The sequence below is a fragment of the Polynucleobacter campilacus genome (genome assembly GCF_002206625.1).
Classification (GTDB): Bacteria; Pseudomonadota; Gammaproteobacteria; order Burkholderiales; family Burkholderiaceae; genus Polynucleobacter; species Polynucleobacter campilacus.
Genome location: NZ_NGUP01000005.1, coordinates 1 through 12,345 on the forward strand (window position 1 = coordinate 1; position 12,345 = coordinate 12,345).

Genomic DNA, 12,345 nt, shown 5'->3' on the forward strand with positions numbered 1-12,345 from the left:
TTATGGTGGCAAGATCCGCATGCTCACCCTGATTGATGAGTTCACTAGAAAGTGTTTAACGATCCACTGCGCCAGAAGGATTGGATCGATCCAAGTGATTGAGCAACTGGCGAACGCCATGATTGACAACGGTATCCCAGAGTACATCCGCAGTGATAATGGCCCAGAATTTATTGCTAAAGACCTGCGTAGTTGGTTATCTGGCATTGGAGTGAAAACTGCTTACATTGAACCAGGGAGCCCTTGGGAAAATGGCTTTTGTGAAAGCTTTAACGGCACTTTTAGGGACAACCTTTTAGATGGGGAGATCTTTTATAGCCTAAAAGAGGCCCAGATCATCGTGGGGGAGTGGGTTAAACATTACAACCATGTCAGGCCCCATAGCGCTTTAGGTTACAGACCTCCAGCACCCCAAACCCAAGTACCCCAATTAATCCAGAATCAACCCATGTTGCTGCAATGATTTACTATAGAAATACTCTCTTTGGTAGTGGACCTAAATTGACAGCAGTTCACTACCAGGCCGCTTCATGCAAATTCAGCAGGCCATGGGTGTGCCAAAGTCCTATGGTGAAGAGGCTTTAGGCGTATTAGATTCGTTTGTAGCCTCCATGAAATCATCGGGTTTTGTTCTTGACTCGCTGCGCAAACATGGCATCCAGGGTGCTTCAGTTGCCCCATTAAGCTTCTAATTTTTGCTATTTACAGTTTCCCCCCCCAATATATTTTTTAAATAAATCCATTAAATTCAGATAGTTACTGGATTTTTTGTTACCCAGATTGTCTCTAATAGTAATAACTGTAGGTATTTTTACAACTAAATGTTGCAGCACAGCAAATTTGTGTTTAAAATGACGCATCGCAACAAATTTACCAACCCCATTAGGAGAAGTCATGTTTCAAACTCAATTAAACGATCAAATCGCTCAAACTCAAGCTAAAGCAGTTGAAAAAGCGAAACACTTGGCTCAAGTAGCTGTTGAAAGTGCTCAAGAATTAGCTGAAATCAACCAAGCTGCTGCTAAAGATGCATTGGCTGCTGCACAAGATGCAAGCACACAATTGTTAGCAATTAAAGATCCACAGCAATTTACTAAATTGGCCCAGCCAGAAGTTGCTCAAGAAGCCGCTAAGTACGCTACTGCGTATCAAGCTAAGGTAAACAAAGTAATTCGCAACAGCAATAAAGAAGTTGCTCAAGTATTCGATGCTTCTATTGATGATGCACGTGATGACTTGGTTAAGTTCGTTAAAGAGTCTACAAAGACTGCACCAGCTGGATCTGAGGCTTTTGTATCAGCATTCCACACTGCATTTGATGCTTCACTCCAACAGTTTGACCAAATTCGCGCTACAGCAACTGATGCTTTTGCAAACTTTGAGAAGAGTGTTGACGCTGCAATGTCAAACATTCAAGGTCAATATGCTCCTAAGTCAGCAAAGAAATCTGCTGCTAAGTTAGCTGCCTAATTCAGTTTTAAGCTTACGAAAAGCCGCCTTAGGGCGGCTTTTTTCTTGCCTCAATTTCCCTAATTTCTAGTAATTAACCCTCAGATCCTATCGAGGGTTTGTCCTATGTGGATAAACTTCACAGCTTCACAACTTCTGTAGTATAGTATGACTACTGGGAGAAAAAATGAAGAGATTGGTGCCGAAAACACATCAAGCCTTGCAGTGGGTAGATAAAGGCTTAAGTGCTGCGCAAGCAGCCAGGAAAATGGAGATTTCAGAATCCAGTGTGTATGCCGCTCTCAGAAAATCAAAAGCAAAAGATTCGGGCTGTTGCCCAACCTGTGGTCACAAACTAAGAAACTAAGATGAAAAAGACACTATTAGCAGTTGTATCCATTTCTGTTGCTGCATTTGCTTATGCCAATACAGTTTCAGATTCATCGGCCCTGGTAAATCAGCAGTGCAAAATTTCAGCAGAGGCCGTGTCCACACTAAAGGGCTTGCGGTACGGTAATACATCCATCAAAAAAGATGTCTCTAGTCTCATTAATGCTCACTTGAAGACGCCAGAGAATCGTGAGGTGGCGCAGAAGGCTTTGATCATGATGATTGATGACAAATCAACAGATGTTGGCACCTTAGAAGGTAAATACTGCTCTTAATATCCTCGGTTCGGTAGATCTTCAGAGTGTCATTTGCTGCGGAGTGTCCTGAGTGTGGGAACCCAAGGGCATTGTTTAATCAATGTCCATATTGCGGTTCAGATCATTTGCCCGCCTTAAATACGGATACGATCGAGATCAATATCAAACAAGGTAGCCCCTATGTTGAGGAGGCCTTGGAACTATTAACAGAGCAGTTGCGTAAATGTTTGGAGCTAGGAATTAAGGCCATCATTCTGATCCATGGATATGGATCTAGCGGGGAGGGCGGCCGTATCAAATGGGCGATTCATGATGCTCTAGAAAATAACCGATATTCAGATCGCGTAGAAGAGTACTTCTTTGGCGAGGATGTAGCCTACGGTAGTCAGTCTTATCATGCATTGTTAAAACGCCGACCAGGCCTCAAAAGATATTTAAAGCGCTTTAAAGAGGGTAATGCTGGAATGACAGTGTTATTGCTAGGCTCACACCATATAAGTGCTTAGAATGGAGTTCACTCAATGAGGAGATGACTTCCATGACAGCTAAAAAATCTAATATGGCAACAGAATCAGTTTCGCCAGGCGCCGATCAATTAGTTGCCGAATTTAAAACGCTCATGGCAGATGCTGAAGCCTTGATCCAGGCGACAGAGGGACATACCGATGGCGCCATTAAATCCATTCGATCTAAAGCCTTAGAGACTATTGCTGGCGCTAAGGAAAGCCTTTCGGGGATTGAGGGCCAGTTGGCCGATAAGGCGAAAGCAGCGGCTGAGAGTGCGGATGATTTTGTCCATCGCAATCCCTGGGAAGCAGTTGGTGTTGCTGCTGGGCTAGGACTATTAATCGGCCTGTTTATTCGCCGCCACTAAGAATATGTCTCAAGAAAATTTACTATCCTCTCTTAAGAGTCTTGTCTCTACTGGTGCTTCAATTGCGCAAACACGCCTAGAGTTGATTTCGGTTGATGTACAAATTGCTAGAACTCAATTGATTAGTTTGCTGGTCATGATTGTGAGCGCCTTGTTTTTCTTATTCTTCGGCTTGGTCATGCTGGCGCTAATCATCGTCATCTACAGTTGGGAGTCTGATCGTATGATGGCCCTTGGTTTGCTTACCGGCGCCTTTCTATTTATTGGCCTCATTCTGGCTTTATTGATCATGCAATCATTGCGTACGATGCCTAAATTATTTGAGGCATCCATTGCAGAGCTTGCTAAAGATCGTGAGGCACTCACTAAATGAGTGCCACCTTAAGGGAATTGGAGCTTCGTGTGCAAGAGCTGACGGTTCAGGCCAGTCGAGAGCGCAAGGAATTTGCTGAGCACTTTGAGGTTTGGGAGAAACCACTCTCTTGGGCAGATAAAGGCGTTGATACCTTTCATTTCTTAAAAAATAATCCCTTCCTCTGGACTGGTGCATTTGCTGCACTCGCTCATTACAAGCCTAAGCTAGCTGGCAAGGTGCTTGCTGTAGGCTGGGGAGCTGTAAAGCTTTTGAAGAGTGCCAAGAATCTAATATAGGACGATCCTGGAAATATCCTTAGCTTAGCAATACAGATTTATTAGCGATACCATGCTGATCAAGTAGTTGTCTTCCATTTAGAAAGGAAATTTCTAGTAAGGTAATTGCGCCGCACACTTCAAAGCCTGCGCTACGCATTAATTTATTCGCAGCAATCAGCGTTCCGCCAGTGGCCAGAACGTCATCGATCAGCAAAACCTTGGCATTTTTAGGGAGGCTTGATTGTTGAACCTCTAAGGAATCAGAGCCGTATTCCAGACCATAGAATTCTTTATGGGTGGCTAGTGGAAGCTTGTTGGGTTTTCTGGCAAGAGCTAAGCCTTTGTGGGCATGATGGGCTAGGGCAGAGCCAAAAATGAAGCCTCTAGATTCAATGCCTAAAATATGGGTATAGTTAAATTCTTGAGCCAGTATGTCCATTTGCGCAATAGCCTCTTTGAAGGCGGCTGGATTTGCAAGCAATGGGGAGATATCCCTAAAAAGAATTCCGGGTTTCGGAAAATTTGGCACTCCAGGTAGATAATCTAATAAATTCATTAATGGCAGACATGAAAACAGATCTCCTCATTATCACCGCATTGGAATCCGAGCTCAAGCGCAATGCACTCCCAGCAGGGGTGGAGATGGTTTACTCTGGCATTGGTAAGATAAATGCCGCGCTAGCTAGCGTTAAAGCAATTCATCAATTTAGCCCACGCAAAATTATGAATTTCGGTACAGCAGGAAAAGTAAATCCCCAATTAGATGGCTTGCTGGAGATTGGGAAGGTCATTCAACGGGACATGATGGCAGAACCTCTTGCGCCACGGGGAAAAACTCCTTTTTGCGACAGGCCCCAAGAATACTTATCATCAGGAAAATATATCTGCGGATCTGGCGATAGCTTTGTAAGTACTCCCGACCCTTGGCTGCTCAGCCAAGGAGTAGATGTAGTCGATATGGAGTTATTTGCCATAGCCTATGTTGCTAATCACCATCAGATTCCATGGCACTCATATAAATACATTACAGATGATGCCAATGAGAGCTCAGGCAATGACTGGCAGCAAAACGTTCACCATGGACAAGATTTATTTCTTGAAAAATTAAAGCAACTCCTGAACTAAAAAAAAGATATGGCTATTAATCCCTCTAAGCCTTGGCTAAAAAATTACCCTGAAGGTGTTCCTCATGTAATTGGGCCACTAAGTCATTCATCCTTGACCGAATTTTTGGATGAGTGCTTTACTCGGTTCGGAAATCGTAAAGCTATTGAGGCTATGGGGAAGTTTTTCTCATACAAAGAGCTTGATAGTCTCTCCAAGCACTTTGCTTCTTATCTGCAAACTCTGAATTTAGAAAAAGGTGCCCGCGTTGCATTGATGTATCCCAATGTAATTGAGTATGTTGTTGCAATGATTGGCACTCTGCGTGCTGGTTATGTGGTGGTAAATATCAATCCACTCTATACAGCCCGAGAGCTTGAGAACCAATTGGTGGATAGCGGGGCATCAGTTCTAGTCATGATGGAAAACTTTGCTCACAGATACCAAGAAATCAAGCCCACAGCTGGTATTGTGCAAGTGATTGTGAGTAGTCCAGGCGAATTAATGGGCCTTAAGGGGTATGTTATCAATTGGGTGGCTAGGAAAGTTAAAAAGTTAATCCCGGACTGGCAGTTTGCCCACATGAGCTTCAAAGAAGCGCTTCAGAAGGGTAGTCAGCAGAATTTTCACAAACCCAATATTGGTCTAGATGATATTGCGTTCCTGCAATACACCGGTGGTACGACTGGAACCTCTAAAGGGGCGGTATTACTTCACCGTAACATCCTTTCTAATGTGATGCAGATCGAGAGCTGGCTAAATCCAGGACTAAAGCAAAAGCCAGAACAGCAATTGGTATTTCTGTGTGCATTACCGATGACCCATATTTTTGCTTTGACAGCATGTGCATTGCTGGGGATTGCCAAGGGTAGCCTATTAGTTCTTGTACCCAATCCTCGTGACATTACTGGCTTTATCAAAATGCTCATTAAGCATCCGAATATCAATATATTCCCAGGCGTCAACACACTTTTTCATGCGCTGATTCATCGGCCAGAATTTAAGAAAGTAAAACTTCCCAATCTTTTGGTCACGATTGGTGGAGGCATGGCAGTTCATAAGAAGACTGCAGACCATTGGCAGGCGCTTACAGGTTCGCCTATTGCACAGGGATACGGTTTATCAGAGACATCTCCAGTTGTCTGTGTAAATACTCCACTAGAGAAGCATTTCACAGGACATATTGGTATGCCGGTACCAAGTACCCATGTTGTAATTCTCGACGATGATGAAGTTGAGTTACCATTCGGCACTCCTGGAGAGATTTGCATTTCGGGGCCACAAGTCATGCCGGGCTATTGGAATAAGCCAGAAGAAACCAGTCATTGCATGACGGCCGATGGTTTCTTTAAGTCAGGTGATATTGGCTTTATTACCGATGAAGGCTACGTTGAAATTGTTGATCGTAAGAAAGACATGATCGTAGTAGCGGGATTCAAAGTCTTTCCAAATGAAGTGGAAGATCACCTATCCCAAATGGATGGCATTAGAGAATGTGCTGTGATTGGGGTGCCACACCGTAAGCTGGGTGAGATTGTGAAGGCTTATGTGGTGAGAGATAACCACCATTTAACTGAAGCAGATATCTTGCAATATTGCAAATATCATATGACCAGCTATAAACGCCCTCGAAAAGTCGTCTTCATCAATGAGCTCCCAAAATCGAATGTTGGCAAGATATTACGCCGAGAACTCAGAAATATTTAAGAAAACAATACTACTAGACCTTTATTTTCGGGGGGTTTTACCAACCATCTTCGCTGCTCTCAAGAAATCAAAGTCGACACCTTGATCAGCCTGTGTCACAGTATCTAAGAAGAGCTTCTTATATCCGCGCTCAGCAGTAGGCGATGTAATTGGGTTTTCTTTGGCGCGCTTAGCTAACTCTTCATCAGAAATCAATAAGCTAATTTCACGATTTTTGACGCTTAAGCGAATACGATCACCGTTGTGTACATGTGCTAGTGGCCCACCAATAGCTGATTCTGGGGTAACGTGAAGTACGATCGTTCCAAATGCTGTACCGCTCATCCGTCCATCGGAGATGCGTACAATGTCTTTTACTCCAGCACGCGCTAATTTCATAGGGATGGGAATATAGCCTGCTTCAGGCATACCAGGTGCTCCTTTAGGGCCAATATTCTTGAGTACCAAAATATCATCAGCCGTAACATCTAAATCTGGGCTATCAATGCGGCTTGCTAGATCTTCTGCATTCTCAAATACTACGGCGCGGCCTTCATGCTCCATGAGTTTCTCGTTAGCAGCTGATTGCTTAATGATCGCAGCACCCGGAGCAAGATTGCCATGCAGAACAGCAATACTGCCGCGTGGATAGATTGGCTTATCAAATGGGCGCACTACATCTTGTTTGAAGCTTGGTGGTGCTGCATCAATTTCTTCGCCAAGTGTTCTGCCAGTTACTGTCATGGCATTGAGTTTTAACTGGGGCTTTAGTTCTCGTAATAAAGTAGCCATACCACCAGCGTCATGGAAATTTTCCATGTAATGATCGCCAGAGGGTTTTAGATCTACTAGTACTGGGGTTTCATTACCCATTTTGTCTAAGGCATCTAGATCTATCTCAAGACCCATACGACCAGCAATTGCAGCCAAGTGGACAATGCCATTCGTAGAGCCACCAATGGCTAGCAAAACTCGAATTGCATTCTCAAAAGCATCTGCTGTCAGGATTTTGTCTATGGTTAAACCATCTTTAGCCATTTGTACTGCGCATGTACCGGTTTCTTCTGCAACCCTTATACGATCTGCAGTCACAGCAGGGGGTGTGGCACCGCCTGGAACGGTCATGCCTAAGGCTTCAGAGATGCAAGCCATCGTACTAGCGGTACCCATGACGGAACAAGTACCAACGCTGGCTACCAACTGATCATTGACTTCATCCTTTTCAATTTCATCAATCTCACCAGCGCGGAACTTACCCCAGTAACGACGACAGTCAGTGCACGCACCAACACGCTCGCTGCGATGCGAGCCAGTCAGCATTGAGCCGGTGATGAGCTGAATCGCTGGTAGTCCTGCAGAAGCGGCGCCCATCATTTGTGCGGGGACTGTTTTGTCGCAACCGCCAATCATCACTACCGCATCCATGGGCTGTGCACGCAACATTTCTTCCGTATCCATGGACATCAGATTGCGCAGATACATGCTGGTAGGTGCAGCAAAACTTTCATGAATCGAGATCGTTGGAAATTCCATGGGCAGGCCACCAGCAAGCATGACGCCGCGTTTGACTGCTTCAATGAGTTGCGGCATATTTCCGTGACAAGGGTTGTACGCACTACCGGTATTGATGATTCCAATGACAGGGCGATCTAATGCGCTATTGGTATAGCCAGCTCCCTTGATAAATGCTTTGCGTAAAAATAAAGAGAAGCCTTTATCTCCATAGCTTGTTAAGCCTTTACGTAAACCTGTCTCAGAGGCTGTTTTAGGATCTTTTGGCTTGGTGCTCATATTTGTCTCTATAAATAATTTATATAAATGCTAATTAGGGATCATTGTAGTCATGCCTGCACTAAAGTGCCTACAAGCCAGCACCCCAGCGATATTGCCAAGAAATACCAATGGCGTTATAGCTTGTATCGGTGCGGGAGTACACACCGGTGCTGCCAGTCAGACGAATAGAGTTATGTTTATTAATAGGATAGGAGAGCGTACTACCAAAGCGCCAGTTTTCTTGTGAGCCATTGACTGCTGAACCGTTGACATAGGTTTGCCCGCCAAAAAAGTAGGTGGCATCGGCCGATATCCAGGCGGTATTGGGGAAGTAATAAATTACGTGGGTTTCACTTGAATACACTGGGTTTTGGGATAGAGTGTTATTGCCCATATAGTTAGAGTTACTGGTATAGATCGATGCCATGCCAGCCAATTCTAGGCGCCACGAACCAACCGCTTTTGAAGCTCCGACACCAGGTTGAATCACTGTACGATTTCCGCCAACATTGATCATTTGATCGCTGTTGTACTTACCCCAAGGAATGGAAGCAGCCAGACTTGCGCCAATGATGAGATCTTGCTGATAGTTTTTGAACTCACTTACCGAAAGGGCGGGTGCACCATATAAGTTGACAGAGGCCTTAATCATGGGATCTGATAGACCTTCAGCAGATGCATTGATCGCTTGGCCGCTCACAGTGCCTGTACCAGATAATTCTGCGTAAGGTAGCACTAAAGAAAGTCTTCCAGATTGACCAGCAACATTCAGGATATGGGTCAAGCTGATGGCTTCAGTGGTTAATTTATACGAACCACTTTTCACTTGAGCAATACCGCCAGTGACAAAGTTAATGCCAATGGGCGCATTGGAATAGGCGCGGGCCTCTATTTCTTGAGCATGAGGCTTAACAGATAGAAATGCGAGAATGCAAAAACAAAATAGTTTTTTAAAGAATGAGTCCACAGCAAACAACTTCAAATATCTACTGATCTGAAGAATCTTTTTTTCCAAAAAGGATGTTCATCGTTGTATCTTTACCTAAGGCCAATCTCAATCCAACCAAGACGAGATACGGCCAAACGATTAACCAATAGACGATAGTCATCGCCAAGACATGCAGAGGATTTTTTTGACCAAAGCTTGCCATCGCATCAAAAAAGTTTTTACCATGTATGAGTCCATCGATACCTGCTTCGATATAGTTCAGGCTGAGAACAACAAAAATATAGAAAAGTGATTCCAGGAAGAGGGATTTAATAATCCCATTATTTTTGCTTACCTTAATTGGAAATATTGCCTGCGCTATCAACATAAACTTAGCGCAGAGTCCTGCCTTAATAAGGGCAATTCCAAAAATAGAAAAGGAAATAGGATGTTGTGAGTTAGTGACAGCTAAAAAGGTAATAGCGCAGAACCAGGTAGCGAAGTAAGCTGTGAGGGCTAAGGCTTCCTTGGCTTCCGCCTCAATTTTTTTCTTGATGCCTGGCAAATGGTCTTCACTGCTTGCGGGTGTATTCATTGCTTTATTTTCTTTATTGAGTTAGTGCTTATACAACCTCAGATGTTGCGCAGGGAAATCAAAATAACTACCGAGGTTTTGGTGGAGCCATAGGAATGCGCTACAGCTGGTAGTTAATTCGCTTCACAGCTAGCACAAGAAGAAGCAGACTCAACGGGGGCGGGCTCTTGGGTATAACGAGCAATAAATGCATGCTTGCTAAGCAGTGGTAACTTGATCCACACAAAGTGACCAGAGCCAGGCGCTACATCAATTGGTTCGCCACTCATATTCCACATGGCATCTAAAACGATATCTTGATTGCCTTGTGGTTCGATGATCTCTAGTTTGTCGCCAACAGAAAAGCGGTTCTTAACATCGACCTTGACGCGACCAGAGACCGGGTCAACCTCTAAAGTTTCAGCAACATATAAGCTTCTGCCTGAAAGTGAGTAGCCTCTCATATACAGTTGATATTCTTTATCATGGTGACGCTCATAAAATCCATCGGTATAGCCACGATTAGCAAGACCCTCTAAGTTTCCAAGCAATGTCGTGTTAAATGGTCGGCCTGCGACTGCATCATCAATTGCTGAACGATACGCTTGGCATGTACGCGAAACATAGTAGGGGGACTTAGTACGACCTTCAATCTTGAAGGAGTCGACACCCATCTTCGTTAGTCTTTCGATATGCTCAACTGCACGTAAATCTTTAGAGTTCATGATGTAGGTACCATGCTCGTCTTCTTCCATCGGCATTAAGTCATCTGGCCTTTTGGCTTCTTGAAGGAGAACCACATCGCCACTAGAAGTTTGTTGGCCTGGTTTGACCTTGTAATCCCAGCGACAGGCATTGGTACAGGCACCTTGATTGGAATCACGATGAGACATATAGCCCGATAAGAGGCAGCGACCAGAGTATGCAATACACAAAGCACCATGAACAAATACTTCAAGTTCCATTTCAGGGCAGTCTTGACGTACCTCTTCTATCTCATCGAAAGAAAGTTCGCGTGACAAAATCACTCGGCTAATGCCAACTGAGCGCCAGAACTTCGCGGATGCACCATTAACAGTATTGGCTTGTACTGATAAATGGATGGGCATATCAGGCCAAGCCTCTCTAGCCATCATGATCAGACCTGGGTCAGACATGATGAGTGCATCAGGCTTCAAATCAACCACGGGCGACATATCTTTGATATAAGTGCGCGTCTTTGCACCATGCGGCAATAGGTTAGAGACTAAGAAAAACTTTTTGCCTAATTCATGCGCGGTATCAATTCCTTGCTTGAGTACTTCAATCTTGCCAAAGTCATTATTACGAACGCGCAAAGAGTATCGAGGTTGACCAGCATAAATTGCATCCGCTCCAAATTCAAAAGCGGTGCGCAACATGGCAAGGCTGCCAGCAGGGGCTAGAAGTTCTGGGATCTTAGTCATGCCGCTATTTTAAGCCCTCGGCAGATTTTGGGTTTTCGCCGTTTTGGCGCTTAAAAACACGTAAAAAGAGGCTTTTCCTTGCCTGGATAATCTTTTGGAATGCTATAGTGGCCAAACAATATCAATATAAGGGCATGCGCCCAAAGGGAGACAAAGTGAAATACCTAGCACGATCACTAGTAGCGCTTATTTCTTGTTTATTTCTCGGTCAAGCATTTGCTGCTGGAAAAATCCAGATGAACGAGTACATGGTACAAAGTGATACGCCAGGTATTTCCCTCTATGTACGCAACAAACACTTAGCTGGCATGAAGAAATTCACAGCTGAAAAAACATTGCTCTACGTTCATGGCTCAACCTATCCTGCAGAAACTGCCTTTGATTTGTCGCTTGGCGGAACCTCATGGATGGAGTACATGGCAGCAAGGGGCTACGATGTTTGGTTGGTAGATTTGCGTGGCTACGGTAAATCTACCCGGCCTCCTGAAATGGATCAGCCTGCAGACCAAAACCCTCCTATTGTGAGAACAGATACTGCAGTTAAGGATGTCTCTAGCGCAGTTGACTACATCTTGAAAAAGCGTAACATTCAAAAGATGAATTTACTTGGTTGGTCTTGGGGTACAACCATCATGGGTAAATACACTACAGAGAATAATGAGAAGGTCAATAAGTTGGTTCTCTATGCACCACAGTGGTTACGTCAAGGCGGAGCACCCTTGACAGATAAAGGCGGTCCACTGGGTGCCTATCGTGTGGCTTCAATTGCAGATGCTAAAAATCGCTGGCTAACAGGCGTTCCTGAAAGTGCTAAAGCTACGCTCATTCCACCAGGTTGGTTTGAAAAATGGTCTGAAGCTACTTTTGATACGGACCCATGGGGCAGAACGCAAACACCTAAGAAGCTCAGAGCTCCCAATGGCACAGTTCAGGATGCGCGAGAGTTTTGGACTGCCGGAATTCCTGTGTATGAACCTAAAAATATTCGTGTACCAGTTATGCTAGTGCACGCAGAGTGGGATGCAGACTTGCCAAGCTATATGCTTTATGAGTACTTCACAAAACTTGAAAACGCACCGTACAAAATCATGTTGCAGATCAGTGAGGGTACTCATACCATCATTATGGAAAAGAATCGGATGCTGATGTTTACGGGTGTACAGGAATTCTTGGATAGCAATTTCAAGCCAGAGAAGTAAGTCTCTAAAGTGATAGGCGCCATAAATAGGTTG

16 protein-coding genes and 1 pseudogene are annotated in these 12,345 nt (G+C 44.3%); 12 read left to right on the forward strand and 5 right to left on the reverse strand.

Going from position 1 to position 12,345, the window contains the following annotated elements; translation table 11 throughout:
- The 9 genes and pseudogenes from CBI31_RS08915 to CBI31_RS08955 form a co-directional block, all read left to right on the forward strand.
- Positions 1-463 (forward strand): integrase core domain-containing protein (locus CBI31_RS08915; RefSeq protein WP_133062493.1); only part of this gene is annotated, 463 nt, incomplete at its 5' end.
- Between the two features lie 52 nt (positions 464-515).
- A pseudogene (locus tag CBI31_RS10360) lies at positions 516-692 on the forward strand (ABC transporter substrate-binding protein); the annotation flags it as partial.
- A gap of 202 nt (positions 693-894) precedes the next feature.
- On the forward strand, positions 895-1,470 hold the full coding sequence (locus tag CBI31_RS08925; RefSeq protein WP_088526067.1) for a phasin family protein: 576 nt from the start codon (positions 895-897) through the stop codon (positions 1,468-1,470).
- A gap of 166 nt (positions 1,471-1,636) precedes the next feature.
- Positions 1,637-1,816, forward strand: a complete 180-nt coding sequence (locus tag CBI31_RS08930) for a helix-turn-helix domain-containing protein (protein WP_088526068.1) — start codon at positions 1,637-1,639, stop codon at positions 1,814-1,816.
- Between the two features lies 1 nt (position 1,817).
- Positions 1,818-2,114 (forward strand): hypothetical protein, encoded by a 297-nt coding sequence (locus CBI31_RS08935; RefSeq protein WP_088526069.1) that lies wholly within the window; start codon positions 1,818-1,820, stop codon positions 2,112-2,114.
- A gap of 107 nt (positions 2,115-2,221) precedes the next feature.
- A complete protein-coding gene (locus CBI31_RS08940) occupies positions 2,222-2,602 on the forward strand; it encodes a Smr/MutS family protein (protein ID WP_240553895.1) in 381 nt (126 codons plus the stop codon).
- 23 nt (positions 2,603-2,625) lie between these two features.
- Positions 2,626-2,970, forward strand: coding sequence for an ElaB/YgaM/YqjD family protein (locus CBI31_RS08945; protein ID WP_240553896.1), 345 nt, complete (start codon positions 2,626-2,628; stop codon positions 2,968-2,970).
- 4 nt (positions 2,971-2,974) lie between these two features.
- The gene (locus CBI31_RS08950; RefSeq protein ID WP_088526072.1) at positions 2,975-3,343 is read left to right on the forward strand and encodes a phage holin family protein; all 369 of its coding nucleotides are present in this window, start codon (positions 2,975-2,977) and stop codon (positions 3,341-3,343) included.
- Entirely contained in the window at positions 3,340-3,621 is a 282-nt protein-coding gene (locus CBI31_RS08955) for a YqjK family protein (RefSeq protein ID WP_088526073.1), read from the forward strand. Before CBI31_RS08950 ends, CBI31_RS08955 begins: the two co-directional genes overlap by 4 nt.
- A gap of 19 nt (positions 3,622-3,640) precedes the next feature.
- On the opposite strand, the gene CBI31_RS08960 is transcribed toward CBI31_RS08955, so the two are convergent.
- A complete protein-coding gene (locus CBI31_RS08960) occupies positions 3,641-4,159 on the reverse strand; it encodes an adenine phosphoribosyltransferase (protein ID WP_088526074.1) in 519 nt (172 codons plus the stop codon).
- A gap of 11 nt (positions 4,160-4,170) precedes the next feature.
- Here CBI31_RS08960 and CBI31_RS08965 point away from each other — a divergent pair, with 11 nt between their 5' ends.
- Together CBI31_RS08965 and CBI31_RS08970 are read left to right on the forward strand one after the other, a co-directional pair.
- Entirely contained in the window at positions 4,171-4,728 is a 558-nt protein-coding gene (locus CBI31_RS08965; RefSeq protein WP_088526194.1) for a phosphorylase family protein, read from the forward strand.
- A 9-nt stretch (positions 4,729-4,737) separates the two neighbouring features.
- The gene (locus CBI31_RS08970) at positions 4,738-6,414 is read left to right on the forward strand and encodes an AMP-binding protein (RefSeq protein ID WP_088526075.1); all 1,677 of its coding nucleotides are present in this window, start codon (positions 4,738-4,740) and stop codon (positions 6,412-6,414) included.
- A gap of 21 nt (positions 6,415-6,435) precedes the next feature.
- Here CBI31_RS08970 and CBI31_RS08975 read toward each other — a convergent pair whose 3' ends face one another.
- The 4 genes from CBI31_RS08975 to trhP all read right to left on the reverse strand — a co-directional run bounded on the left by CBI31_RS08975 (position 6,436) and on the right by trhP (position 11,113).
- Positions 6,436-8,184, reverse strand: a complete 1,749-nt coding sequence (locus CBI31_RS08975; RefSeq protein WP_088526076.1) for an IlvD/Edd family dehydratase — start codon at positions 8,182-8,184, stop codon at positions 6,436-6,438.
- A gap of 70 nt (positions 8,185-8,254) precedes the next feature.
- Positions 8,255-9,133 carry a transporter gene (locus tag CBI31_RS08980; protein ID WP_206075486.1) on the reverse strand — a complete coding sequence of 293 codons (879 nt, stop codon included), beginning with the start codon at positions 9,131-9,133 and terminating at the stop codon, positions 8,255-8,257.
- Positions 9,134-9,152: 19 nt separating this feature from the next.
- Positions 9,153-9,689 carry a hypothetical protein gene (locus CBI31_RS08985; protein ID WP_088526077.1) on the reverse strand — a complete coding sequence of 179 codons (537 nt, stop codon included), beginning with the start codon at positions 9,687-9,689 and terminating at the stop codon, positions 9,153-9,155.
- 113 nt (positions 9,690-9,802) lie between these two features.
- Positions 9,803-11,113, reverse strand: a complete 1,311-nt coding sequence (gene trhP / locus CBI31_RS08990; protein WP_088526078.1) for a prephenate-dependent tRNA uridine(34) hydroxylase TrhP — start codon at positions 11,111-11,113, stop codon at positions 9,803-9,805.
- 155 nt (positions 11,114-11,268) lie between these two features.
- Here trhP and CBI31_RS08995 point away from each other — a divergent pair, with 155 nt between their 5' ends.
- Positions 11,269-12,312, forward strand: a complete 1,044-nt coding sequence (locus CBI31_RS08995) for an alpha/beta hydrolase (protein WP_240553898.1) — start codon at positions 11,269-11,271, stop codon at positions 12,310-12,312.
- Positions 12,313-12,345 lie beyond the last annotated feature (33 nt).